Genomic DNA, 25,789 nt, shown 5'->3' with positions numbered 1-25,789 from the left:
AGGAACACGATGAATGCTAACGTGTTAGTTTTGGAAGATGATGTGCTTTTAGGCGAAACCTTGCAGGATTTTTTGGAATGCTACGGCTACCACGCGCACGTGTTTCATACGGGAGCAAAGGCCATCGAAGCGAGTTACCGCACCCGGTTTGATGTGTATTTGTTGGATATTAATTTGCCCGACATGAATGGCCTTGAGTGTTTGCGGTTGTTGCGTGAAGGCGGTGACACCACCCCTGCGATGGTCATTACTTCCGCTAAAGATACGCCCACTTTACTTAAGGGGTACGCGGTAGGGGCGGATGATTATGTAAAAAAACCCTTTGATTTAGAAGAATTAAAATGCCGCATCGGTGCGCTACTTATGCGCAGTGGTTTTGCGCACGCGCCCCTTGTGATTAACGAAACCTTTTGCCTTGACACGCGCCACAAGCGGGTGCTAAAAAATGGCGACGAGCTCAATGTTAACCCCAAAGACATAGAGCTTTTAACCCTTTTGTTAGAATACCGCGGCAAGGTTGTGACCAAAGAGATGATTATAGAGCGCTTATGGAGTGTGTCAAAAGAGCCCAGTGAAGGGGCTTTGCGCGTGTATGTGAATAACCTCAAAAAAATCTTTGGCAAAGAAGCTATTACCAATGTGAGAGGGCTTGGATACCGCTTTGAAGCGTAGTGTTTTAAAGGAAGCAAGCGTCCTTTTTAGTGCTATGGCGGTAGTGGCAAGTGCGGGATTAGGAAGCGCTTGGTTGTGGGGGATTTGGGTGGGATGGGGTGTGGCGCTTGGTGTGGCGGCACTGATGAGCCCTTTTCTTGCCTCTTACCTCCTTTCTCCTTTGTTTCAAACCAACCATCTCTTAGAACGCCTTGTGCGTGAAACCTTACATGAGCTCAACGCGCCTTTAGCGACCATCAAAACCAACGTGCATTTGTTGGAAAAAACCACCCAAGAGGCAAAATCCCTCACGCGCCTTGGGCGTATCACCCAAGCGTGCACCAACCTTTACGCCTTGTATGAGCAAATGGAGTATTACATTAAGCGTGAGATTCGGTTGGTAAAAGAAGAAACCTTTGATGCAAAAATGGCGGTTGAAGCGTGTTTGGTTCGTTGCAGTGGAATGCAAGGAAAGATTACGCTAAGCACAACCCTCGTGCCGACCATCATCCACACGGACAGAATTGGGTTTGAACAAAGCGTTTCTAATGTGCTTAGCAATGCTTACAAATACAACCATGCCCAAGGATGGGTGCGTGTGCGCCTTGAGGGGGCAAAGTTGTGCGTGGAAGATGGGGGCGTGGGCATGGATGAGGGAACACGGTTTCGTGTGTTTGACCGCTACTATCAAGCAAATCCTCACGGGGTAGGCTATGGCTTGGGGCTGAGTATGGTGAAGGCTTATTGCGATGCGTATGGAATTTTTATCACTCTTGTTTCAAAAGAAAACACGGGTACGCAGGTCTGTTTGCACCTTGAGAAGGTTCTAGCAAAAAATGAAAAAGATGCGTTATAATGCCCTTAATTGCGTCTTTACGCACTTTACCACCTAGCCGTGCCAAGGAATACCATGAAAACGTCGCATCCCCTTCAAAGTGCTGAGGTTAGATCCTTTTTTGAATCCCAAAAACAAGGGTTTTTAGAAGCGTGCTTTAGCGTTTTAAGGCAAGAGCCCACCCCTGAACTCACCCCTGCGCTCTTGGCGTTTTACGAAGCAATTTACCTTCCAAGCATTCCTTCAAAAGAAAAGCTCCTTCAAGAGATTAGCGCCATGGAGGCCTCCTTGGTCTTAGCTCGCGCGTGGTTGTATTTGATTAACCAAGCAAAATACGAATCGTGGATTTTAGAACTCATTGAACTTCTTTCTTCCTCACGGTTTGTGATTGATGTCAAAGAATGTTGCGATTTTCCCTTACATGTAAAGAGTATTTCTTTTGGCGAAGAAGCGGGATTTTTCATCCATAACAACATCTTTGATGTGTTTGCTAACATCCATAACAAACACGAAACCATCACGTTTTTGAACCTCTATGAGGGCGTTCCTATTGCCTCGGAGGCGACCATTGTAGAGGTGGGAGACGAAGAGGTGGTGTTTAAAATGGACCCCTTGCAAGAGTTGGCGATGAAGCATGACAACAAAGCCTACATCGTGCAAAATCAGTTTTTTAGCAAGCCGGTGAAAGCGGACATTGTGTTTTGCAACATGGTACAACATGAGGTAACACTTACCAATTTTGTCTACTTGCTCAACATGCCCGCCGCGCAACGGGAATCCTCTCGGGTGCACCCCAATACGGTAGCAAAAGTGACCTTGGTGGATGCGAAAAGCAACCAAGCCATTGAAGGGATTTTGTTTGACCTCTCGGTGGGTGGCGTGGGCGTGGTGAGCATGTTTAACCACACCATCCAAGCCCACGATAGCGTAGAGGTGAGTTTTGAGGTCATTATGCCTTCCACCCAAGCAAAGGTGGCGATTGCGGTTAAGGCAACCGTGGTGAATGTGTTTGAATACAACGGCGCGTACCGTTACTGTATGAAACTGCAAACAGACGCCACCAGCAAGGCCCACATTACCCAGTTTGTCAAAGAGCGGGAAAAAGAGGTGATTGAGACGCTAAAACGGGAGTTGCAAGAGTACATGTAAGGAAAAAATCCTTACATGTACAACGCGTAAGGTTACATGCCGCCTTGTTCTTTCATCTTTTTTTCGATGCGGTGGCCAATGTAAGAGAGGATTGCCGTGATGCTAAAATACATCCCCGCAATCACTAGCCACGTTTCAAAGGGTGAAAAGGTGTTAGCGACAATCTCACGTCCTACCTTAGTCAGGTCGGTGATGGAGATGACCGACACAAGGGAGGAGTCTTTAACCAGCGCAATCATCTCACCTACGAGGGTAGGAAGGGCGCGTTTAAGGGCTTGAGGCATGATGATAAAGGCCATGGTTTGGCCATAATTCATCCCCAAAGATTTGGCCGCTTCGTATTGGCCTTTGTCGATAGACTGAATGGCACCGCGTAAGACTTCGGCAATGTACGCTCCAAAGAAAATCCCAAGGCTCAGCGCACCTGCTACGAAACGGTCGAGTTCAAAGATGGTTGCGATTATAAAGTAAAATATAAAAATCTGCACCAAAAGGGGCGTGCCTCGGATGATCGTGATGTACACCGCGGCAATGTCATTGAGAAATTGGTAACTAGACATGCGCATAAAGGCCACAAAGGTTCCGATAAACAACGCTAAAATCGCGGAAATAACGGAAACTTCCAAGGTGACCCATAGGCCTAAAAGAAGAGGTCCAGGTTCCCATTGTGTCGAAGAAGCGATGATGTCGTATTCAAAGAGTGTGGCGCCATCATAAACTTTGATGTCATACCCGCTAGGTATCTCAATGGTCCGCTCCCCTTCAAAGCCTTCAATGGTGACTTTATTTTCTTTTACACTCACAACGCCATCATACGGAGCATCGATAACGCTTGTTTTTTCGTGGGCAAAATACTTAGGGACGCTGTTCCACTTCCAAATGTAATTCATATTGGAAGCGGAAGTGAAGAACGCGTACCCCACCACAACAAAAAACAAGACGGACACAAGGTGTCCGAATGTTTTGTTTTTAAGCAAGGATGTGTGCTGTTTGGCCATGAACTAGAGTACTCGTTTCAACCACGCGTCGTCGTTAAACCAGCGGTCATAAATGCGCTCATAGCGTCCATCACCCTTCATCTGTGTGAGGAAGTTGTTGAGCCAGTTGATAAAGTCTGGGTCGCCTTTGCGAATTGCCCAACCAAGGGGTTCAAACGTAAGTTCTTCGTCAAGGTGAATGATGCGGTCTTTGCCTTTTTCAGCCATAAAGATAGCGTTGTAAGGTTTGTCATAGACAAAGGCGTCTGCGTTGCCATTGAGCAACTCTTGGGCGCCATCCGCTTCGGTTTCAAAGGTGCGGATTTGGGCACGGCGGAACATACGGCGTGTTGCGATTTCACCCGTCACGCCAAGTTTTGTTACGATGGTGTGGTTAGGGGTGTCAAGGTCGCGCCAGCTTTTGCCCGCGTGTTTTTTGTCAACTAAGAGGGTTTGGCCTACACTGATGTACGGGTTGGCAAAGTTGATGCGCAAGTTACGCTCTTGGGTAACAGTCATGCCTGAGACGATGATGTCGTATTTGCCAGCGAGTAATCCTGCGATGATGCCATCCCACGCGGTGGGGACAAGGGTAAGTTTGACACCCATGGCCTTAGCCATTTCGTTTGCCATGTCCACGTCAAACCCGATGATGTTACCTTGTTTGTCGCGCATTTCAAAGGGCATATAGCCAGGTTCAAGACCAACAATCAACTCACCACGTTCGATGATTTTATTGAGTGCAGATTTTTTCCACAACTCCAAATCACCCGCCATTGCTTGGATGCCAAAAAACACCATAAGCATCGCTAACAGTTTTCTCATACAAACTCCTTTAGAAAATTTTTTAATGGGCACTGACCCAATGGGCTTTTTCACTCATTCTTGGTTTGCCATCCTTGACAAACCTCCGAGGATTCTCGGCCAACGTTCGTCTTGAACGTTTCAAGGCCTCAAAAATCCGCTCAAAATCCCATTGAGTCAGTGTCTTTTAATGGACTAATACTTCTTGAATAAATTTCTTCGCACGCTCCGTTTTCGGGGAGGCAAAAAAGCTCTCAGGGTCGTTTTCTTCTAAAATCACTCCCTCATCCATAAACACCACACGGTTACACACTTCTTTGGCAAAGCCCATTTCATGGGTGACACACACGATGGTGTAGTTTTCTTTAGCCAGTTCTCGCATCACGTCCAATACACCGCCAATCATCTCAGGGTCTAGGGCAGAAGTGGGTTCATCAAAGAGTAAGATTTTGGGTTTCATGGCCAGCGTGCGTGCGATGGCAACGCGCTGTTTTTGACCCCCCGAGAGTTCGTTAGGGTAGCCATCCGCTTTGTGGGCGAGGCCCACGCGTTCTAGGAGCTTCATAGAGGTGGCTCTAGCTTCTTTTTTAGAGGTTTTTTTCACCTTCATTTGCGCGATAGAGATGTTTTCGATGATGGTCAAATGGGGAAATAAATTAAAATGTTGAAACACCATTCCCGCTTCTGCGCGGATGTGGTTGAGGTTGCTTTTTTTGTTGTAAATATCGTGCCCATCAAGGGTAATCTCACCGCTGTCAATCTCTTCGAGGCGGTTAATACAGCGAATCAGGGTAGATTTTCCGCTTCCACTTGGGCCGCAAATGACGACAATTTCGCCTTTGTTGACGTGAAAATCAATGTTTTTGAGGGCGTGAAAATCTCCAAAAAATTTCTGAACGTTTTTCATCTGAATGATGGGTTCACTCATGGCTACCTTTCCATAAAAAGTAGTTAATTCTAGCCAAAGTTCCTAAAACTAAGGCAAAAGGACCGCCTATTTTTTAAACACCACGGGCTGGAATGGCGCTTTTGAAACAAGCAGGGCCTTACATGTAAGAAAGCCTCCCCTCTTTAGTGGTATGCCTTAGTAATCATGGCGACTTTATCACGCAAATATTGGTAACACGCAGTATAATGCGCCGTTTATTTTACCTTCACATGGAGATTTTGTGGTACAAGATATTCACTACACTAAAACGGTGGTTGCTGATCCCACACCGTTGGGGCTTTTTGGTTTGGCGATGGTTACATTGGTGGCTTCCTCTCAAAAATTGGGGCTTACTGAGGGGGTGTCGTTAGTGCTGCCGTGGGCTATTTTTTTAGGTGCGTTTGTGCAGCTGATGGCGTGTATTTTTGATTTTAAACACAACAACGTTTTTGGGGCTACCGCCTTTGGGGCTTACGGCTTTTTTTGGTTTGGGGTGGCCTTGTCGTGGATGATTAAAATGGGAGCCTTTGGCGAGGTGTTGGCTTCCCAAGCAGACATCAAACAACTTGGTTTTGCCTTTGTGGGGTACCTTATCTTTACCCTTTTTATGACTATTGGTGCGGTGGAGACCAACAAAGTCTTGTTGGCAATCTTCATCCTCATTGACCTGCTTTTCTTGGGACTCATTGGCGACGTTTTTGGTCTGTTTGCAGGAGCCCACACCCTTGCGGCATGGGCGGAACTTGGCATTGCGCTGCTCTCTTTTTACGGGTCAGGTGCCATAGTGCTCAACCGCCATTTTGGAAAAGAGTTTTTGCCCCTTGGCAAACCTTTGGGGATTTTTAAAACCCATTAACCCCTCAAATACCCTTACATGTAAGGGTGTTGGCAATAACGGCTGACATCCTTACATCCCTTTTACATGTAAACAAAACACCGTGCGTTGCATGCGTAAAAATTAACCCTAAAGCCCTTTTAAAATAATCCTTTTTTCGCGTTTGTGCGCTACAATATCGCTTTTAAAACACCTAGGAGTGGCGCGTGGAGAAGCTAAGAGAGTTTGGTGCAGACTTTTCGTTGTTGTTGGTGGCCATTGCGTGGGGGTTGACCTTTGTGCCCGTGCAACAAGCGGTGGAAGAGACTCCGGTGTATGTATTTTTGTTTTGGCGCTTTTTGTGTGCCACGGGGTTGATGGCGCTCTTGGCTGCAAAACATTTGCGTGCCATTGACCGTGCTAGCGTGGTGGGCGGGATGGTGCTTGGGACGTTTTTGTTTCTTGGTTTTGCCTTTCAGACCTTTGCCCTAACCTACACGTACTCTTCCACGGTGGCTTTTATTACGGGGCTTAATGTGGTGATTGTCCCTTTTTTGGTCTACGTGATTTTTAAAAAACGCACTACTATTTACTCTACGCTCGGTGCGGTGGTGGCCGCAGTGGGGTTGTATTTGCTCTCCGTCCAAGGGGAGATTGGGCTGGGCATTGGTGAAGTGTACGCACTTATTTGTGCACTAATGTTTGCCCTTCAAATCTCCTGCACGGCCTATTATGTCAAGCATTGCAACATTTACGTGCTCGTGGTCATCCAGTTTGGCGTAGTGACTCTTTTGTCATTGGTGGGCGCTCTTGTGTTTGATGGGCAATTGTTGCCTGCGGCTTTTGAGGGGATTTTCCTTGAAGCCATCATCCTCACCGCCGTGTTTGCGACGGTGTTCGCCTTTTTTGTTCAAACCGCCATGCAGCGTTTCACCACGCCGGCAAAAACGGCCATCATCTTTACCATGGAGCCTGTGAGCGCGGGCATTGCAGGCTATTTGTGGGTTAACGAAGTGCTTAATAGCGCGCAACTTGTTGGCGCGGCGTTGATTTTGGCGGGGATTTTAACAGCGGAGTTGGGGACGTATCTACGCACCAAGCGCGAAACTAAAAAGGCTATGTTTTAAAACGTTTTGCCCCAAGGGCAAGGAAAAACGAAAGGGAAGCCACAAGGATGATAGACGCGCCAGAGGTGAGGTCGTAAGCGACGGAGAGCCACAGGCCTCCTAGGGTAAAAAGGGTTGCCATCAGAGCAGAAAGAAGCATCATCACGCCTAATTTGGAGGAAAATCCCTCCGCGATGTAAGGGGGGATGGTGAGCAGGGCAATGACCAATACCAAGCCTACCACGCGGATGGTTGCCACCACGCACAGGGCGACTAACACCACTAACACGTAATACAAAAGCTTTACAGGAACGCCCCGAAGTTGGGCAAATTCGGGGTCAAAACTCATGGCTTGGAGTTCTTTGTAAAAAAAGCCCACCACGCCTGCGACCAATAACGTGATACCACCCATGGCCCACACGTCACTTTGAGGGACGCTTAGGATACTCCCAAATAAGTAACTCATCAAGTCCACATTGTACCCTTGGGTGAGGTCGATAAAGACAATCCCAACGGCCATCCCAAAGGCCCACAACGCCCCAATAACCGCGTCAATGCGCTCTTTGTTTTTAAAGGTAATCGCCGCAATAATGAGTGCCAAAATAAAAGCAAATGCCCCCGCGCCAAGCAAGGGCGAAAGGCCCATAAAAAAGGCAATCCCAATGCCCCCATACGCCCCATGGGCGATGCCCCCAGCGATAAACACCATGCGATTGACCACCACTAGCGTGCCAATCACCCCGCATAAAATACTCACAAACACCCCTGCTAGGAGGGCGTGTTGCATAAAACTGTAAGAGAGCATCTCAAGCATGGGGCGCCTTGTGATCAGGATGGGTGCACGTGTGCGCGCTGATAAGTTCCACGGGGCACAGGTGGCCTTGGGCGTTATGCAGAGTGGATAGAATGGCTTCTTTGGTGGCTTGCGAGGGCGCATCGTGCATGTAGAGTTGGCGGTTGATATGGGCGATTTTAGTGGCATAGCCCAATACGACGTTGATGTCATGACTCACGACAATGACACCCATGGTTTTGTTGATGGTTTGTAGCAGTTCAAAAATATGCCGTTGGCCTTCGGTGTCCACGCTTGCCGTGGGTTCATCAAGGAGCAGAAGTTTTGCTTGGGCACACAAGGCACGGGCGATAAAAACCCGTTGGCGTTGGCCGCCTGAGAGTTCACCGATTTTGGCGTTGCCAAAGCTACGCATCCCCACACGCTCTAGCGCATCAGCGGCTTTGTCTTTGTCGGCTTTGGAAAAAAACCCAAAACTGCGCGGTTTTAAGCATCCCATGAGAACCACTTCAAAGGCGGTGATGGGAAAATGCAAGTTAGTGTTAGTGTTTTGGGGGACATAGGCAAGTTCACTTGTGGCATCTTTAGGGGATTTGCCAAAGACCTGTAAGGTGCCACTTTGGGGTTCAATGAGTCCTAAAATGAGTTTAAGCAAAGTGCTCTTACCCCCGCCATTGGGGCCGATGATGGCTAGGAAGTCTTTACATGTATAGGTGAGTGAAACATGTTCTAAGACAGATTGTGCGCCATAAGCAAAGGAAAGGTCGGTTACATGTAAAGCATTCATGGGTGGAAGTATACCAAAATGCAACTTGGTTGCATAGAAAAAGCACCAAAGGTGCGCGGGCCCCCTGCCGAAGGGAACTTAGCGTTAGATACGCTTTTTGAGCTTTGCTCCAAAAGCGTATCTAAATTAAAAAGACGCAACGAGCATCAAAATGCCCAATCCCAAAAGCAGCACAATCGCGGCCCACTCCAACGCGACAGAAAGCCCTTGCCACCGTGATGAGGTGTTGATGGACTGGCCCAAAAGGGCTGCGGCAAAAATCACCGTACTCATGCCCAGTGCCATGCTCAGTGCTCCCAAAAATCCTGCTGTGTAACTGCCTAGGGTAAAGGCGAGGATGAAAATCACGACCGTTCCAGGACAAGGTACCATCCCCGCAGCCAAGACAATACCCCAGCCCGATTTGGGACGGCAGGCGTGGCAGCCGCAGTGGTGTTCGTGGTCACGCTTGATAAGTCGCGAGGCAAGCATCCAAAAGGCAATCAAGATAATAAAGGTCGCGCTGAGGCGTGTGGTGTAGAGGGTGACGTCGCTTAAGAGTTTGCTCACAAAGGTTTGAATCCCATAAAAACTCACTAACACCAACAAAAACGCCCCTAACACGTGCACCACACCGATACGCACACTTAGCCATAGGGCTTCTTGCCAGCGTCCTCCTTGCGCCACATAATAACTCCCCACCAAGGTTTTGCCATGCCCTGGTCCAGCCGCATGAAAAAACCCGTACAAAAACGCCACGAACACCAAAGGAAAAAGCGTGCTAAGGCTTGGGCTTTGGGTTGCCTCTTTGAGCAAGGTTTTGAGTTGGTCCGTGTAGGCAAGGAGCTTGGTTTCTAAAAATGCCAGATAGGACGAGCGCTCAGGGGCGACCTTTTCAGGGGGTGGTGCGTAGGCATAATGGGTGGGTGAGGTGTCGAATTCGTAGTAAACAACAAAGTTGTTGATGTTGGCAGAAACCCAAAGTTGGGGCGTGATTTTATAGGCACTTTGGGGTGCGACCCGAAAGTCAAAAAACCCGCCCGCATCGTAAAATTCGGCTTTGAGGACAAGGCCAGCGTGCAAAGGAAGGTTTGTAGGGACGGTGTAGGTGTAAAAAAGCTTTTCGTGCTGCACATAAAGGGCGTCATGGCTTACATGTAAAGGAATGCGCGTGTTGTGTTCGGTGCCCGTGTAGTAGGAGAGTTCGCTCACATGGTTTCTTGGCCCAATGTAATCAAGCAGCACCTCTTTGACGGTTTCAAGTTCTGAGTGGTCAAAACGCTCATTGGCATTGGCGTCGTAATTTTGCAAGGTTTGGCTTGTAAACGTTTCGGAAAACTCCCACGTGATGCTGATTTCTTTGAGGGTGTTTTCTTCCACAGAAAAGGCCACCAAAGTGTGCGAAGTGGGGGTGTACAGCGCACACAAGGCACAACCAAAAGCAACGGCAACACTGATGCAAAACACAATCAAAATACGCATGATTTAAGCCATTTTTGGGGGTTCTTGGAGGGGTGGGCTAAAATAATACCCTTGGGAATAGTCAATGCCAAGCTTGACCACTTCGTTAAACGTGGCCTCGTCCTTGACAAATTCGGCGATGGTTTTAAGGCCGATGGATTTTGCAAAGATGACGATGGCTTGTACGATGAGTCGGCTGTTGCGGTCTGTTGCAAGGTTTTCAATCATAGAACCGTCAATCTTGATGTAATCGGCCTTTAGGCGAAGCAAGTAGGCAAAGTTGGAGTAGCCTGTGCCAAAATCATCGATAGCAATCCGACACCCAAGCTCTTTAGCATCATCGATAAACGCGGTGACTTCTTCAAAGTTTTCAATGCCCTCAGACTCCACAATCTCAAGCACCAAACGCTCCCCAAGGCGGTAACGTTTGATGGATTCAAACAAAAAAGTGCGGGTATTGACATCTAAAATATCGTCGATGGAAAGGTTGATAGAAAAATCCTCAAGCCGTACGCTAAAGGCCTCAAAAGCTTTTTCGACAACGGCGCGGGTGAGGGCTTTGTATTGCTTGGTTTGCTTGGCAATATCTAAAAAGTAAAAAGGAGAATAGACCGCGTCCTCCCCCTCTTTGAGGCGCACAAGGGCTTCAAATTTTTCCCAACGTAAGGTTTTATTGTTAATGATGGGTTGGTAGTAGGGCACGACGCGGTTGTCTTTGAGCGCGCTGTACAAGCGTGCACCCCACGCGATATTGGACTCGTATTCTGCTTGGCGCGATAAATCGACGCTGTAGACAACGATGTCTTCCCGCTGTGTTTTGGCTTCTTTCATAGCGATATTGGCTGTTTGCAACAGCTGCGCGGAAGGTTCAAAGGAGATGCCGCAACTAATGTCAAGCATCACGTACATGTTTTCCACTTGTACCTGGGTGTGGTCGATGCTCTCAAGAAGCCCGCGCGCTACTGCCTCAAAGCCCAAGCGGCACTCTTTGTCTGCCGTGATGGCAAATTCATCTGCACTAAGATGGTAGAGGGCAAAACGTCCAAACGGTGCCAAAAATGCTTGGATTTTTTGCGCAAGGGTTGTGAGAATAGTGTCGCCGTTGTTGTATCCGTATAGGTTGTTGATTTGGCTAAATTTATCCACATCTAGTAGCGCCAAAGCGCACGGGGAAGTTTCGGCAATGTCTTTTAGCAGTTTTTCACGGTTGGGAAGTTTTGTAAGGGGGTGTGTGAAGGCTTGGCGCAAGATGGTTTCGCGCTGTTTCATGATAGGGCTGATGTCGTGGCGAACACCGATGTACTCCACTAATTCCCCTTGGTCATCTAGCATGGGCAAGATGGTCATGTCTACCCAGTAAGGCGAACCGTCTTTTTTGCGGTTTTTCAAGATGCCTTTCCACACTTTTTTTGCTTTTAGCGTTTCCCACATTTGGCGAAAGACTTCCTTGGGGGTATCGGGATGGCGGTTGACGCTATGGGGTTTGCCAATAAGGCTTTCGATGGTGTGGCCAGTGATTTCTAAAAAGTTTTTATTGACATAGGTGATGATTCCTCTGGGGTCACTTTTGGTAATAATAGAGCTTTCGTTGAGGGCTTTTTTATAGTTTTCTAAAAATGCGGTGACTTTGATGAGGCCCTTGGTGTTAAAAACATGGGAGGAGATATCTGAAACAATTCCCAAAAAGTAGAGCACTTCCCCTCTTTCATCACGCAAGACTTGGGTGGTGTCCTCTACCCACACGTAGTTGCCATCGTTTTTGCGCAAGCGATAGGGCTGGTGGGTGAAAACATCAACCTCTTTGTGCTGAAGCAACTCTTGTGTAACACGGTTTAAGTCTTCAGGGTGGACTAAGTCTTTGTAATGCAAGGCTTGGGATTCAAGCATGTGGGGGTCGTACCCGAGCGTTTTGGTAACAGAGGGGCTAACAAGCAAAACAGAATGGAGGAAATCGTTATCCCATTTAAAATAGACGCTTGGGCTAAATTCCAAAAATAACTTTAGCTCCGAGAAGGTAAAGTTGGGATGATTCTCCACGTCCGCCACATCTGCTCCTTACGCGTTTAAAAGCATCATTGTAGCGAAAAAACATCCCAACGAAAAGCCCTAGCGCAAGGCAGCGGCTAAAGCATTGACACTCTTAAGTAACTCCTTTTCCCAATCTTTAGATAACGCGTTTAGGGGTACGACACTTCCGCCGATTTCTTTGGCAATCACTTGGGCACTTTTGGTGGAAAATTGTGGTGCGACGAAAATAATGTGCACGTGTTCGCGCTTCGCTTCTTCAATTAAGGCAGCCAAAGCAGCGGGTTTGGGCTCTTTTCCTTCGATTTCAATGGCAACTTGCTCTAAGCCATAACGCGTGGCAAGGTAGCCCATGTTAGGGTGAAAAATCATAAACTTACGGTGTGTTATTCCCGCGAGTTTGGTGCGAATCTGTGCATCCAAGGCGTCTAATTCTGCTTCAAAAGCCCGAAGATTGGCCTCATACAATGCTTTGTGCTGAGGGAAAGTGCTCATGAGGGCGTTAGCGATGGCGTTAGCTTGGATTTTGACAAGCATGGGGTCAAGCCAAATGTGCGGGTCGAGGCTGTATGCCGCGTGTTCGTCTTCGTGGTCATGCTTGTGGTCGTCTTTGTGCGCATGGTCATGTCCATGATCGTCTTCTTCATGGGTGTGGTTTGCGATGGGTTGTTTTGGCACATCGTGGTCAGTTTCAACCACCACTAACGCTGGATTTGCACTTTTAAAGCGGGGAATCCATGCATCTTCAAAGTTAACACCAATGGCAAAATAGAGCGCACTTTTTTCCAACTGTGCCATTTGGCTTGGGCGTGGCTCGTAGGTGTGCGGGCTGTGGCCAGGTTGGACCATGACGTTGACCTCAACGGTGTCTCCGGCAATTTTTTCTACAAAATAGTGCTGGGGCAAGATGCTCACGCTCACCAAAGGTTTAGCATACGAAAAACCTAAAATAAGGCTAAGGGCTACGAACAAACGTATCATTTTTTCTCCTTGTTATGGTGCGCTTTTGGCGCGACTAAGTTGCAAAAGTATAGGTGAAAGCAACTTAGTTGCACCTTAACAAAAAATGCGTTATGATGCGGGTTTGAAAGTGAAAAATCCTTACATGTAAAAGCATTTTTGGATGCACAAAAGAGGAACATATGAACGAAGTATCAACGCAACTTGCTACCCATAACATCAAACCAACGCCTGCGCGGGTGGCGATTTTTGATGTGTTGCAACAGGCCAAAGCCCCCCTTAACTACGACCAAATCACGCAACAAATGCCAATGCCCATCAACAAGGCCACCTTCTACCGTGCCATTAGCATCTTTGAAAAAGAGGGGTTGGTGACTAAATTTGAATCAGATGACCGCAAATGGTATTTTGAACTCTCTCCTGCAAACCACGCCCATTTCATCTGTGAAACCTGTCACGAAGTGCGTTGTACCAACGTGCCTATCCCAAAAGCCAGTGAGGGCAATGCGGTAAAAAGTGTTATTTTAAAAGGGACATGCAAAGCCTGCCAGTAGCCTTACATGTAACGAGAAACCACCGTGTCTGGGATGGCCTTGGGGCGCAGGGTTTGTGTGTCGATGTAAACCCACACCGTGCTTGCTTTGGCAATCTCTTCCTCCCCGCGTAAAAACCGATACAAGCGTACACTTGCCGCCTTACGAAAACTCTCCGCCCAGGTTTGAATGACCAAGGTTTCGCCCTCAAAGGCGGGCTTGAGGTAGTCGATGGTGTGGGTTTTGGCCACCCACGTAGAGCCTTCTTCTTGCTGACGCAAGATAGTGTCGCCCACGCTTTGAGAGTGCGCCGTAGCGGCGTCTTGCATCCACTGAACGTACAAGACATTGTTGACGTGACCGTTGATGTCGATGGCACTTTTGGGGATGGTGAGGGTGTAGTAAAAACGAGGATGCATAACCTTCCTTTTTAGTGTAAGTATACCTAAAAGTGATAATGTGCATTACAGCTTCTTTAGCGCCTTTTAACCCACCGCACGTTACTATCGTGAAAAACATAGAAGGTTAATACTATGAGCCAAAGCAAGTGGGATGAAAAAGCGGCCAATTATGTTCGGTTCTCGACCACTCCTGATGCCTTTGGGCAGCGGGTGTTTGACACCTTGGAGACTTGGGGTGTAGAGTTTGCGGACAAAACACTGTTGGATATTGGTTGTGGTACGGGGGTGTACACCTTGCACCTTGCGCAAAAAGTGGCCCATGTGGACGCCCTTGATTTTTCGGAAGAAATGCTAAATATCCTACAATCTGATGCAAAAAGTAATGAAATACATAACATTCAACCTCTTCATGACCGCTTTGACACCTTTACATGTAAGGCCCAATACGACCTTGCGTTTTGCTCCATGAGCCCTGCAGTGAGCTCTCCTGCTATGTTTGAAAAAATGCACGCGTGCGCTAAAGAAAAAATCTTTTTAGGCTGGGGCGGTAAACGCAAATCTTCCTTGCATGACCCTATTTTTGAAGCTTTTGGTACCCAATACCGTGCCCCGCGAGGAGGGATTGAGCTCAAAGCGTGGTTAGAGGCTCAGGGAATTTTCTTTACATGTAAGGTTTTGGAAGAAACGCGCACAAGCTACATGGATGTCACAAAGAGTGTGGAAAATGTCGCGTGGCATTTGGGCATCAACGAGGTGCGTTTTGATCCAGAAACACTCCGCGTTTTGGTTGAAAAACGTGCCGATGAAAACGGTATGGTTGAAAATGTGATTGACTCGCAGATGGTCTTGTTAGTGTTTTAGTGTGGCGCACATGTACGCCACACTCTTATAAAAGTTTTTTACTGAGGGTAAAAAACGTACGTATAGTTAGCCACTGTACCCACGCCAAAAGCGCTACGAGAGCAAAAAACAGCGGTGAATAAAGGCTCACAATATTGTTAGCCACAAGCCCAGTGATTAAAAAGAAAAAGCCAAACACAACCATGGCAACCCCGGGGCAAATGATGGCAAAACTCACAGGAGATCGCGTGGGGCCATGAATGTACGTGTTAAAATAATCGACCCGTTGCATGATTTTGTACCCAATCCATCCAAACATGAGCTGCAAAGAAAGCACGGTAGAACCCAGTAAAAAGAGTAACCAGTTAGCGCCATGTGTTAGTCCCATAAAATTGTGTGCCACGCCAAAAGTAACGCGGATGGCGGTGATGCCCAAAAGGGTTAAAATAGGAATCATCACCCACAAACTCACGCTTGTTTCGGCGTGAATCCCCTGAGCAAAAATATCACGCATGGCAAAGACAATCTTCAATAGTGCTAAGGTCACGGCAAGAATCGTAAAGAACACGGCACCAAAAATACCCAAAGCAGACACCAAAGGAACCGTGCTCATGGCGCCAGGTGCGGCGAACCCAACCCCTACCATGCTAAAGGCAAAAATGGCAAGCAATTGGCTAAAGTTGTTGTTGGCGGTTGGGTTAAAATCTCCCTCAATCATCAAGCGCATAAAATAGGTACTGTAAAGCTTAAGGGCATACACACCCACTGCCAAAAACGCCAATAGTGCCATAGGAAAAAGCCATTCGATGACGCCCCAAAGGCCGGGCACAAAAGTGGCGCCTAGCACGAAGCCAACATTGATACTCATGGCGTACGTTAAGGGGATTGCCATCAAAGAGACTTCACCATTAGAGCATTTGAGGGCCTTATAGTCCGGACTTTGTTTAAACAGACGAAATTGGCGGATGTTCCACACTAACAGGGCAATGTGTTTGTAAGAAAAATAGACAATCCCAATGAGTGCAAGAACAATCAAGGGCGCGTAGCGTGCGTTGGCACTAACCCACGTTAGCAAAATGTCAGCAGTGGCCATAGGGAAGCCAGGCCGAGGGATGAGGAAATTAAGGTACATAAAAAATGAGACCGCCAATCCTCCTGCGCCGAGGGCGGCGAGGAAATAAAGGGGCGAATAGTCCTCTTTGAGTGAAAGGGTTTGTGACATGGTAACTCCTTGGGTGGCGTTTAAGCCCGCATATTGTAAACTAGGTTGACAGTTTAGCGTGCGGAAGATAATTTGTCAAGGAGGTTGACAATGTGGCAGGGCCATCAAGATATTAAATTTTTACTTTTAGATAAACTCGCGTGGGTCGAAGAATTTTCGCGCCAAGAGGCAAAAGCATACGGGTATGAAGACCACGATATTCTTTCTTCCTCGGGGATACTCACCTTTGTGGATCATGGCGTAGTGACCATTTCGTCCATCGCAAAAAAGTTGGGCATTAGCCGTCAAGCGGTACACAAAAGCGTGCAGATTTTGGCAAAAAAAGGCTTTTTATTTTTGGGGGAAGGGCAAGACAGGCGGGAAAAAGTGATTTGCATGACGCCCCAAGGAGAAGCACTGTTGGCCTGCCGAAAAGGGGTGATGGAGAAAGTTGAAACAGCAATCGCCCAAACACTCGGAAAAGAAGCATTTGCTCAGTTAAAAACACTCTTAGGGATGGCGTGGGAAGAAAACGTGTCATAGGCAGTGAAAAAGTCTAATGTAGAGGAATGATTCGTAAACGATGAGGTTGCGGTTTAGCGGAAGAAAAGTGGTGACCCATACGAGACTCGAACTCGTGTTACCGCCGTGAAAGGGCGGTGTCCTAACCGCTAGACGAATGGGCCACGTTTTTGTTGAGGATGGAATTGTACATCAGTAAAACTTAAAAAAGAATAAAATAATGAGGGTTTTTAAAACCTTTTTTGTCTCCCCAAAAGCGTTACATGTAAGGCTTTTGGGGCCACTTTCCCCAAACCAAAACACCTTATTTTTTCTATGCTACAATACCGCCTGAAATGGAGGCGAGCATGAGGCAATGGATACTTTTTTGCAGTATATTTTTCCTTGCAGGATGCGCGTTAAAAGCCCCAATTTACGAGACTTCAAGCGTCCATCTTACCCTTAGAACCCCCCAACTTCGCCTCTCCGATATGGCCTTTGTGCGTCAGGGTGCGACCTTTACTAACATCCAAGTCTTTACCGCCGGACAAGTGGTTTTAGACCTTGTGGTGGGAGATTCTTTGTGCCTTAATGGTACCTGCTATGATAAAACCGCCTTTAACCGCCACTTTTTCAATGACCCCCATTATCCTGAACTTCTGGAAGAGATCCTTTCGGGTCGGCCCATTTATGAAAGCAGAGGCTTGGAGAGAAACGCGCAAGGGTTTAGCCAACATTTTTCCTTGCGCGGGCGCGAGATTGTGTATGAAGTGACCCCCGTTTACACGCTGTTTCGAGACAGTGAGCGGGGAATTTTGATGCGGATGGCATCGTTGAAGGAGAACGAATGAAAGCAATCGGTGCCCATGTGAGTGCCAGTGGCGGCGTGTTTAACGCCCCCTTGAACGCGCAGGCTATCGGCGCAAATGCCTTTGCCTTGTTTACGAAAAACCAACGCCAGTGGCATGCAAAGCCTTTGGACGAAGCAACCATTGAAGCCTTTAAAGCCAACCTTGCGCGTGTGGGAATTTTGCCCAAACATGTCCTTGCCCATGATAGCTACTTGATAAACTTAGGCCATCCCGAAAAAGAGGCGCGCGAAAAATCCTTAGAGGCGTTTATTGACGAAGTAGAGCGGTGTGACCAATTGGGGTTAGATAAGCTTAACTTTCATCCTGGGTCCCATTTAAACCAGCTCACCGAAGCGGCATGTTTGGATACTATTGTCGAAAATTTGAACCGCACCTTGGAGCTTACACAAAATGTAACACTCGTTATCGAAAATACGGCGGGTCAAGGGACAAATCTGGGTTACAAATGGGAACATTTGGCTCACCTCATCGCAGGGGTTGAAGATAAGGCGCGCATCGGGGTTTGCCTCGATACGTGCCATCTTTTTACAGCAGGTTATGACATACGAACGCCTGAAGCTTATGCTAAAACTACAAAAGAATTTGATAGCATTGTAGGGTTTTGTTACCTTAAGGGCATGCACCTTAACGATGCCAAGCCCGCTTTGGGCTCTAGGGTGGACAGGCACCACTCTTTGGGAAAGGGGACGATTGGACTTGAAGCGTTTGAATGCATCATGAACGACCCAAGGATAGGGGATATTCCTTTCATTTTAGAAACCATCGACCCCGCTATTTGGGCTGAAGAGATTGCCCTGCTTAGGGGATTTATACACACAACATAAGTGATTTTTTGCCTTACCTCTTGTGGATAAAACTTCTCTCGTGGGTGAGACAAAAAATCACTTAAAATTTTTACAAAGGAAACAGATGAGACAGACGATGCGCGTTGTGGGCATGAGTATGGCCTGTGTGGCGGCACTTCAGGCAAGCGGGTATAAGATTCCCGAGCAATCCCTAAAGGGAACGGCGTTGAGCGCAGCCAACGTGGCGGCGGCGAATGGGGCAGATGCCAACTATTATAACCCTGCCAATATGGTGTGGATGGACAATGTCTACCACGTAGAAGGGGCGTTAACTTACATTAACCTCCCTAAAGTAAAGTTTGCCAATTCAGGTACAGGGGCAGATGGCGAATCCAAAGAGGAACATTTCTTGATGCCTTCTTTACATGTAGTAACTCCCGAGTACTATGAAAACTGGCGCTTTGGTTTTTCTACGGTGGCCCCAGGTGGTCTTTCTAAGCGGTGGAATAGCCCCTATCAAAAAGCTTTCGCAGAAGAGTTTACCCTGCGCATTATCGAAGCCAACCCAACGGCCGCGTATAAAATCAACGACCAACTGGCCCTTGGTTTTGGGGTGCGGATGGTGTACACGGATGGGGTAGTGAAGAGTGATGGAAATCTTGGCTATGGTGCGGCAAAAAGAGATTTAACGGGAGATTCTATTGACTATGGGTACAACTTAGCGTTAGCCTATCGTCCTACTCCCGAACTTAAACTGGCTGCAACCTACCGTTCAAAGGTGGATTTGACGGTTAAAGGGGATGCAAAACTGTATCACATGAATGCATTGCAATACGATGGCTCTGCAAGTGTCACTATCCCTCTTCCTGCAACATTAGCATTAGCTGCCGCTTACACATTCAATAAAACAACCGTTGAATTGGTGTATGAGCGCGTGTATTGGTCGGCGTATAAAAATCTGGATTTTAATTACGGAAGCACTATTGTAAATCCTGTTTTGGTTGCCATGTTTGACAATCCTTCTGCTAAAAACTGGAAAGATACCAACACCTACCGTATCGGTATCACCCACGAATACAGTGATGCGCTCACCTTAATGGCGGGGTATGCGTACGATGAAACTCCAGTGCCTGATTCTACCCTTGGATTTGAACTTCCTGATTCTGATGCCAATCTTTACTCTGTTGGCTTTAGCTATAAAATACGTGAAGATATTACCGTAGGGATGGCGTACCTCTACAGTGACAAAAAAACGCGTAGCGTAACCAACACTAACACCCAAGGCAAATTTACCGGAAGTGGCGCACATCTTGTCACCACGGGCATCACCTACAGGTTCTAAGATGTTAACCTACAAGTACCGCAATTTTTACGAAATGGTTGAACATAACGCTAAGCACCGCCCTAAAGAGGCGGTGTTGTTGGTGGATGAGCGCAAGGTTGACCATTTGAGGTTGAAGCAAAAGGTGGACACCTTTGCACGGTTTTTGGAGTTTAGCTCCATTAAAAATGGCGACAAAGTCGCGCTCATCATTGCCAATTCGGAAGAATTTATCGTCTCTTTTTTGGCGGTGACCAAGATTGGGGCGGTGGCGGTGCCTATCAATACCTTCTTAAAACGCGAGGAATTTGAGTACATCCTCAGCGACGCCCAAGCCAAATTGCTCATCTGCTCTCCCGAATTTGCGGGGGAGACAAGTGGGTTGTTGGAAGCGACTCCCGTGGAAAAAATCGTTTGGACAGGACACTACGGTAAGCTAGATGAGCGTAATTACAGCTTTGTAGAAATCACGGGCAGTATGGAAACCCACGAACAGCTTGCCAATGCACCAAAACTGGATGACCTAGCGTGCATCATCTACACCTCTGGCACCACAGGCAAACCCAAGGGCGCCATGCTCAGCTACCGCAATATGTTTTCCAACATGGTGAGTGCTGATGAGGTGTTTCAAATCACCGCTAAAGACAGGTTTATTGTCTATTTGCCCATGTTTCACTCCTTTACCTTAACCATCATGGTGTTACTACCGTTGTACGCGGGCAGTTCCATGGTGCTTATTAAATCCGTGTTTCCTTTTAGTAATGTCATGAAGCAAACCTTGCTGAGGCGCGTGACCATCTTTTTAGGCGTGCCGACCATTTACAACGCCCTTTTAAAGGCAAAAATCCCGTGGTATTTTCTGTGGTTCAACAAAGTGCGCCTGTTTATCTCAGGCAGTGCGCCTTTAAGTGAGAAAGCGCTCGAAGATTTCAACAAACGCTTCAAGCGGGCTACCTTGTTAGAAGGGTACGGCCTGAGTGAATGTTCTCCCGCTGTAGCTGTCAACCGTTCTGAGAAACAAAAACCCCTTTCTGTAGGCCCAGCGCTTCCAGGGTACGAAGTCAAAATCGTCAACGAAGAGATGATGGAACTTCCCCTAGGCGAAGTGGGTGAAATCATCGTTAAGGGAGATTGTGTCATGAAGGGCTATTACAACCGCCCTGACGCAACGGATGAGACTATTGTGAACGGTTGGCTTCGCACGGGGGATTTGGGCAAGATGGACACAGAAGGCTTTTTGTATATCGTAGACCGCAAAAAAGACCTCATTATCTCCAAGGGTATCAACATTTACCCCCGTGAAATCGAAGAAGTGCTCTATAAACTTGAAGGCATTGATGCGTGCGCGGTGATTGGGGTTAAAGACAGTACCAATGACGAGGAAGTGTTAGCTTTTATCCAACTCAAAGAAGGGGTAGAGAGCATCCCTGAAATCCAACTCAAGCAGTACCTAAAAGCCCATTTGGCAAATTTTAAAGTACCTAAGCATGTTTATACCGTGGAAGAGTTGCCTAAAAATGCAACAGGAAAAGTACTTAAACGCGTGCTAAAAGACCATGTATTAACAGGTAAATTCCCTCTAAAATAACCCTTTCCCAGAGCTTAACCGCCAAGTTCTGGGGATTCCTCTTTGATTAAAAAATAATCAAAACATTGGTAAATCACAGTGTAATGCTGAACATTTTTTAATCAGTTAATTCTTTTAAAAGTACACTTAGATTATATTGTTATAAAATTTACTTAAAGGATAGGTATGATTGAATGGCCAAAAAATAACGACGCGCTTGGAACGGCAAACCGTGGAAATGCCGCAGAATCAGGACTGTGCACCCTGTGCACTTCAGATTGTAAAGGCAAATGTGAAACATGGATGTCAAGCATGGTGGGGCGAAAACTGCTCTATCCTAGAGACTTTGGCGCTACCACTTCAGGGGCGCGCAACACGACGCACGTGGGAGCCTGTTACAACTCTTTGCGTATTCAAGGGTACAACTATGGCTCTTCTGGGCTAAAAAATGGCCTAAGTACCGACCCTGATGATTGTCTTTTTACCAATGTTTCCCTTGAGGGCTCTTTTGGCGCAACAGAAAAAACAACATTTAAGCTACCCATCATGACAGGTGCACTGGGTTCTACGGCAATCGCGAGTAAATATTGGGATTCGTTTTGTATCGGGGCGGCCCTTTCGGGGTACCCTATTGTTGTGGGTGAAAACGTCGTGGGCATTGACAAAGAAGCGGTTATTGAAAAAGGGAGAATCAAAAAAGCTCCGGAGCTTGATCGCCGTATTCAGACCTATCAGCGTTATTTTAGTGGCCATGGAGCTATTATTGTTCAGCTCAATGTTGAAGACACCCGCAATGGTGTGGCCGAATATGTCGTGGAAAAATACGGCGAAAGCGTGGTGATTGAGCTTAAATGGGGCCAAGGAGCCAAAGACATCGGCGGAGAAATCCAAGTCAATAGCCTAGAGTACGCGTTGTTTCTCAAAGCCCGTGGCTACCTTCTCGACCCAGACCCCTCCTGTCTTGAAGCCCAAGAAGCCTTTGAAAGCGGTGCCATTAAAGCCTTTGCGCGCCACAGCCGTTTGGGCGGGACTAACTTGCAAGACGAGGCGGCGGTGAAACAAGACTTCATGGAGAGCGTGGCGTACTTGCGAAAGATTGGTTTTAAGCGCATCTCTCTAAAAACGGGTTCTTATGGTAACGAAGCCTTGGCCATGGCTATCAAATACGCCAGCGAAGCCAGCCTTGACCTCTTAACCATCGATGGTTCAGGGGGAGGTACGGGCATGAGTCCGTGGAATATGATGGAAAACTGGGGTGTGCCTTCCTTGCACCTTCACGCCCAAGCGTACCGCTACGCCAAAATCCTTGAAGCCCAAGGGGTTAAAGTAGTGGATATGGCCTTTGCGGGCGGTTTGGCGAGGGAAGACCACATCTTTAAAGCCCTTGCCCTTGGTGCGCCTTTTACCAAGCTTATTTGCATGGGCCGCTCCCTCATGATTCCTGCTTTTTTGGGTTCAAATATCGAAGGGGCATTAAAGCCAGAACACAAAGAGAAAGTGTTTGGACACTGGGAAAAACTCCCCGCAAGCGTGACCGAAAAAGGCACCCGTGCGGAAGAGATTTTTGCGGGATACTATGAAGTGCAAAAGCTAGTGGGTAAGGCCGAGATGGCCAACATTCCTTACGGTGCTATTGCGTCATTTACCCTAGCGGACAAGCTAAGCACAGGTCTTCAGCAACTTCTAGCGGGTGCGCGTAAATTCAATGTGGGCAACATTACCCGCGAGGATATTTTCTCTGCCAACGAAGAAACAGCCAAAGCAACGGGCATTCCTTTCATGCTTGATGTGGATGATGCAAAAGCTCTAGCTATTTTAAAGGCTTAGGCGGTATTGCATGTAAAGGTTCAGGGGTGTGAAAATAATACCCCTGACACTTGGTGATGCCAAGGGCTTGCACCTGTTCCAACACCGCTTTTGAGTGTACAAATTCCGCGACGACTTCCATGGAAGAGTCTTTAGCAAAAGCCACGATGGCCGCCACAACCTTTTGGCAGTTGGCGTCAACGTCGATGGTGCGAATCAACGAACCGTCGATTTTGATGTAATCGGCATTGATTTTGAGTAAGTATTCAAAGTTTGAATACCCTGTGCCAAAATCATCAATGGCGATTTTTACCCCAAAGCGTTTCATACGCTCAATAAAGAGTGAAATACATTCAAAAGAATCCACACTTTCTGTCTCTACAATCTCAAGGGTAAGCAATTTTCCAACCCCAAGGCGCGCAATATACTCTTCCAAAAAGGTGACAAAATCCGTGTTGTACACATCTTGGGCGGTGAGGTTGATGGAAAAGGGAAGGTTAAGGGGCCCAAAGTGGTTAAACGAAGCCACGACAATGCGTTTTGTGAGTTCTAAGTAAAGGTTAGAGCGTTTGGCTACGGGCAAGAACAAAGAAGGGGAGACAACGGTGCCGTCCTCTTGTTCAAGGCGCATCAGCACCTCGTAATGGGAAATACTGTTGGTGGTAAGGTCAAAAATACCTTGGGCATAGGCGAGGATTTTATTGTTTTCAAGGGCGGTTTTGATGATGCGTGTCCACTCGATATTGTGCTGATAGATTTGTAAAATACTCAGATTAGCATCAAAGACAATCAACTCTTGTTTATTTGCACGGGCTTGGTCAAGGGCGGCTTGGGCTTCTTGAAACGCGTGGTCTGTGCCAAAAGCAACACCCGCGTGGGCACCCACGTCAAAGTTGACATGGCCTACAGATTTGGAATAGGTCTTGAGGTTTTCCACGCACCGATGCAAAATGCGGAGAAAGTCTTCTTTTTTACTGTGAGTGCTTCCAAGCAGGGCAAAGGTGTCAAACGCAAAACGGTAGAGGGTTAAAGGGTCTTTGTGGGTAAGGGTTTGCAGCTCTGCAGCGCAAAGTTTAAGGAGGGCTTCGGCGATGTCTTGTCCATAAAAACTTGACACGTCTTTGAGTCCTGTGACCTTAATGAGGGCAAGTTTGTCCCCAAGGTGGGTGCGGATATCTTCGCGCAAGCGTTCGATGCTGGAAAGGCCCGTGAGGCGGTCGGTGATTTGCCGTTGGATGCGCTGTTCTTGCTCCATTTTATCGGTGATGTCAATGCGAAGGGCGATGTATTCTTGGATGTCGCCGCGGGTGTCAAGGATGGGCATGATGGTGGTGCTTGCGTAAAAGGTGGCACCGTTTTTGGTACGGTTTTTAAGCACCGCTTTAAAGATGCGTTTGGCAGTGATGGTTTCCCACAGGGCTTTAAAGGTGGCGTCGAGTTCTTCGGGGTGGCGGATGAGTGCGTGAGTTTTTCCGATAAGCTCTTCTCTTGCGTACCCGCTGATGCGGCAAAATTCATGGTTGACATCAATGATGATGCCTTTGGGGTCGGTTTTGGAGTAAATGGTACTTTCCATAACGGCGTGTTTGTACTGGGAAAGAGCGCTTTGGTGTTTTTTGATGGTCTCCTCGTAAAGGGAGACTTCTTCAAGTAAGCGGCGGTTGAAGTAGCGAGAAATCCCGTAAGCAAGAACGCTAAAGATGACTAAAAAAAGTGCCAAAAAGTACAGATTGAGTTTCAAACGCTCCAGACTGCGTTTTTTGTAGATTTCAATATTTTCATTGAGGTGGTCAAAGTAAACCCCCGTGCCAATGACCCAATTCCACGGGTGGTACAGTTCAAGGTAAGAGATTTTTTCGCGTGCATCCGTGTCTCTTTCGCTAATGGGGTACATGTAGCGGGTGATGGCAAAACTTTTTTCCTTGAGTTGTTTAAGGTAGTCTTCGCGGTAGCGGTTTCCCTGTTCATCTTGTGTGTCTGAGTCGATTAACAGCCCTTCTTTGATGGGGTCGATAGGAAGAAGGATTTCTTTAGCAAACCCCTTTCCCCCGTCGATGTTGTAAAGCTCCATGATAAAAATATACCCACTGTTTTCCTTGCCAAAACGGATGTAGCGTAAGGTTTCAAGAATCTGCTTTTTCACTCGCTCTTCAAAGTAAGAGAGGCTTTGGTGCCCCAAAACATAGGCATTAAGCTCAGGAATGTAGTGCAAGTATCCCACTTGGTTTTCTTCCTTACTGACATGGTACCCTTCAAGGTCGTGATTGAGCGTGGTGGCGTGAAAATGCAAAAGGATGTCATGGTGGCGTGAAAAGCTTTGGGCTAGCTCCCTCGCCGCTTCAAGGGTGATGGGGCCATTGGAAGCGTACAAAAGGGCAACAAAGGCTTCGGTTTGTTCTTTAAGTATGCGCCGAAAAGCGGCATGGGTTTCGTTGCGTTTGTGGTCGATGTAGGTGATGGCTTGGGTGATGGCACTTTTGTTGAGAAAAACGCGGGATTGAAGCTCTTGGGTTTTAAATTGGGTGATTTCGCTCTCAAGGTTTTGGTATTGGGTAAAAACGAGTTGTGAACCAAATAAGATAACAATGGTAAAGATAATGAGCCATGAACTGAGTAAATGCCACCGAGAAAGCTTTTGGGCAAACATCACCACTCCTTTGTCCAAGAGATGAAAGACTTGAGGAAAAAATGCA

At 47.3% G+C, this 25,789-nt stretch carries 24 protein-coding genes and 1 tRNA gene; 13 read left to right on the top strand and 12 right to left on the bottom strand.

Annotated features, from left to right (window positions below; all coding sequences use genetic code 11):
• Positions 1-9 precede the first annotated feature (9 nt).
• The 3 genes from AC5SLM_RS04980 to AC5SLM_RS04970 are packed head-to-tail and all read left to right on the top strand — an operon-like array spanning position 10 to position 2,635.
• Positions 10-672, top strand: a complete 663-nt coding sequence (locus AC5SLM_RS04980) for a response regulator transcription factor (protein ID WP_495249828.1) — start codon at positions 10-12, stop codon at positions 670-672.
• Complete coding sequence (locus AC5SLM_RS04975) at positions 662-1,507, top strand: sensor histidine kinase (RefSeq protein WP_495249827.1); 846 nt, start codon at positions 662-664, stop codon at positions 1,505-1,507. Before AC5SLM_RS04980 ends, AC5SLM_RS04975 begins: the two co-directional genes overlap by 11 nt.
• Before the next feature lie 54 nt (positions 1,508-1,561).
• On the top strand, positions 1,562-2,635 hold the full coding sequence (locus AC5SLM_RS04970; RefSeq protein WP_495249826.1) for a PilZ domain-containing protein: 1,074 nt from the start codon (positions 1,562-1,564) through the stop codon (positions 2,633-2,635).
• Positions 2,636-2,667: 32 nt separating this feature from the next.
• Here the strand turns inward: AC5SLM_RS04970 and AC5SLM_RS04965 are convergent, their stop codons facing one another.
• From AC5SLM_RS04965 to AC5SLM_RS04955, 3 genes are all read right to left on the bottom strand, one after another.
• Positions 2,668-3,633, bottom strand: a complete 966-nt coding sequence (locus tag AC5SLM_RS04965; RefSeq protein ID WP_495249825.1) for an amino acid ABC transporter permease — start codon at positions 3,631-3,633, stop codon at positions 2,668-2,670.
• 3 nt (positions 3,634-3,636) lie between these two features.
• Positions 3,637-4,437 (bottom strand): transporter substrate-binding domain-containing protein, encoded by an 801-nt coding sequence (locus tag AC5SLM_RS04960; RefSeq protein ID WP_495249824.1) that lies wholly within the window; start codon positions 4,435-4,437, stop codon positions 3,637-3,639.
• Positions 4,438-4,603: 166 nt separating this feature from the next.
• A complete protein-coding gene (locus AC5SLM_RS04955) occupies positions 4,604-5,344 on the bottom strand; it encodes an amino acid ABC transporter ATP-binding protein (protein ID WP_495249823.1) in 741 nt (246 codons plus the stop codon).
• Positions 5,345-5,585: 241 nt separating this feature from the next.
• Between AC5SLM_RS04955 and AC5SLM_RS04950 the strand changes: the two genes are divergently transcribed.
• On the top strand, positions 5,586-6,200 hold the full coding sequence (locus tag AC5SLM_RS04950) for an acetate uptake transporter (protein ID WP_495249822.1): 615 nt from the start codon (positions 5,586-5,588) through the stop codon (positions 6,198-6,200).
• Between the two features lie 185 nt (positions 6,201-6,385).
• Positions 6,386-7,285, top strand: coding sequence for a DMT family transporter (locus tag AC5SLM_RS04945; RefSeq protein ID WP_495249821.1), 900 nt, complete (start codon positions 6,386-6,388; stop codon positions 7,283-7,285).
• Here AC5SLM_RS04945 and AC5SLM_RS04940 read toward each other — a convergent pair.
• The 5 genes from AC5SLM_RS04940 to AC5SLM_RS04920 all read right to left on the bottom strand — a co-directional run bounded on the left by AC5SLM_RS04940 (position 7,275) and on the right by AC5SLM_RS04920 (position 13,290).
• Positions 7,275-8,078, bottom strand: a complete 804-nt coding sequence (locus AC5SLM_RS04940; RefSeq protein WP_495249820.1) for a metal ABC transporter permease — start codon at positions 8,076-8,078, stop codon at positions 7,275-7,277. The two genes, AC5SLM_RS04945 and AC5SLM_RS04940, sit on opposite strands and share 11 nt — an antisense overlap.
• Positions 8,071-8,844: a metal ABC transporter ATP-binding protein gene (locus tag AC5SLM_RS04935; protein ID WP_495249955.1), complete on the bottom strand. Its 774-nt coding sequence runs from the start codon at positions 8,842-8,844 to the stop codon at positions 8,071-8,073. Before AC5SLM_RS04935 ends, AC5SLM_RS04940 begins: the two co-directional genes overlap by 8 nt.
• Before the next feature lie 126 nt (positions 8,845-8,970).
• A complete protein-coding gene (locus AC5SLM_RS04930) occupies positions 8,971-10,305 on the bottom strand; it encodes a nickel/cobalt transporter (RefSeq protein WP_495249819.1) in 1,335 nt (444 codons plus the stop codon).
• A 3-nt stretch (positions 10,306-10,308) separates the two neighbouring features.
• The gene (locus AC5SLM_RS04925) at positions 10,309-12,330 is read right to left on the bottom strand and encodes a sensor domain-containing protein (protein WP_495249818.1); all 2,022 of its coding nucleotides are present in this window, start codon (positions 12,328-12,330) and stop codon (positions 10,309-10,311) included.
• Positions 12,331-12,390: 60 nt separating this feature from the next.
• Positions 12,391-13,290, bottom strand: coding sequence for a metal ABC transporter solute-binding protein, Zn/Mn family (locus AC5SLM_RS04920; protein ID WP_495249817.1), 900 nt, complete (start codon positions 13,288-13,290; stop codon positions 12,391-12,393).
• Between the two features lie 161 nt (positions 13,291-13,451).
• On the opposite strand from AC5SLM_RS04920, the gene AC5SLM_RS04915 reads away from it, so the two are divergent.
• Positions 13,452-13,823, top strand: a complete 372-nt coding sequence (locus tag AC5SLM_RS04915) for a Fur family transcriptional regulator (protein WP_495249816.1) — start codon at positions 13,452-13,454, stop codon at positions 13,821-13,823.
• A gap of 2 nt (positions 13,824-13,825) precedes the next feature.
• Here the strand turns inward: AC5SLM_RS04915 and AC5SLM_RS04910 are convergent, their stop codons facing one another.
• A complete protein-coding gene (locus AC5SLM_RS04910; RefSeq protein WP_495249815.1) occupies positions 13,826-14,221 on the bottom strand; it encodes an acyl-CoA thioesterase in 396 nt (131 codons plus the stop codon).
• Positions 14,222-14,335: 114 nt separating this feature from the next.
• On the opposite strand from AC5SLM_RS04910, the gene AC5SLM_RS04905 reads away from it, so the two are divergent.
• On the top strand, positions 14,336-15,064 hold the full coding sequence (locus AC5SLM_RS04905; RefSeq protein ID WP_495249814.1) for a class I SAM-dependent methyltransferase: 729 nt from the start codon (positions 14,336-14,338) through the stop codon (positions 15,062-15,064).
• Between the two features lie 25 nt (positions 15,065-15,089).
• Here AC5SLM_RS04905 and AC5SLM_RS04900 read toward each other — a convergent pair whose 3' ends face one another.
• Positions 15,090-16,265, bottom strand: a complete 1,176-nt coding sequence (locus tag AC5SLM_RS04900) for a TsoY family (seleno)protein (RefSeq protein WP_495249813.1) — start codon at positions 16,263-16,265, stop codon at positions 15,090-15,092.
• Between the two features lie 90 nt (positions 16,266-16,355).
• Between AC5SLM_RS04900 and AC5SLM_RS04895 the strand changes: the two genes are divergently transcribed.
• Positions 16,356-16,787: a MarR family winged helix-turn-helix transcriptional regulator gene (locus AC5SLM_RS04895; RefSeq protein ID WP_495249812.1), complete on the top strand. Its 432-nt coding sequence runs from the start codon at positions 16,356-16,358 to the stop codon at positions 16,785-16,787.
• 68 nt (positions 16,788-16,855) lie between these two features.
• Here the strand turns inward: AC5SLM_RS04895 and AC5SLM_RS04890 are convergent.
• Positions 16,856-16,930, bottom strand: a tRNA-Glu gene (locus AC5SLM_RS04890).
• 183 nt (positions 16,931-17,113) lie between these two features.
• Here AC5SLM_RS04890 and AC5SLM_RS04885 point away from each other — a divergent pair.
• From AC5SLM_RS04885 to AC5SLM_RS04865, 5 genes are all read left to right on the top strand, one after another.
• The gene (locus tag AC5SLM_RS04885; RefSeq protein ID WP_495249811.1) at positions 17,114-17,596 is read left to right on the top strand and encodes a hypothetical protein; all 483 of its coding nucleotides are present in this window, start codon (positions 17,114-17,116) and stop codon (positions 17,594-17,596) included.
• Positions 17,593-18,441 (top strand): deoxyribonuclease IV, encoded by an 849-nt coding sequence (gene nfo, locus AC5SLM_RS04880; protein WP_495249810.1) that lies wholly within the window; start codon positions 17,593-17,595, stop codon positions 18,439-18,441. The genes AC5SLM_RS04885 and nfo overlap by 4 nt, the downstream gene beginning before the upstream one ends.
• A gap of 85 nt (positions 18,442-18,526) precedes the next feature.
• Entirely contained in the window at positions 18,527-19,744 is a 1,218-nt protein-coding gene (locus tag AC5SLM_RS04875; protein ID WP_495249809.1) for an OmpP1/FadL family transporter, read from the top strand.
• A 1-nt stretch (position 19,745) separates the two neighbouring features.
• Positions 19,746-21,311, top strand: coding sequence for a fatty acid--CoA ligase (locus AC5SLM_RS04870; protein WP_495249808.1), 1,566 nt, complete (start codon positions 19,746-19,748; stop codon positions 21,309-21,311).
• A 165-nt stretch (positions 21,312-21,476) separates the two neighbouring features.
• A complete protein-coding gene (locus tag AC5SLM_RS04865; protein WP_495249807.1) occupies positions 21,477-23,117 on the top strand; it encodes a glutamate synthase-related protein in 1,641 nt (546 codons plus the stop codon).
• Here AC5SLM_RS04865 and AC5SLM_RS04860 read toward each other — a convergent pair.
• Positions 23,101-25,743, bottom strand: a complete 2,643-nt coding sequence (locus AC5SLM_RS04860; protein WP_495249806.1) for an EAL domain-containing protein — start codon at positions 25,741-25,743, stop codon at positions 23,101-23,103. The genes AC5SLM_RS04865 and AC5SLM_RS04860 overlap by 17 nt on opposite strands.
• Positions 25,744-25,789: the final 46 nt, after the last annotated feature.

This window comes from Sulfurospirillum sp. HTRB-L1, assembly GCF_059415125.1.
The sequence above is the reverse complement of the archived record's forward strand: the minus strand, read 5'-3'. Positions and strand labels throughout refer to the sequence as shown.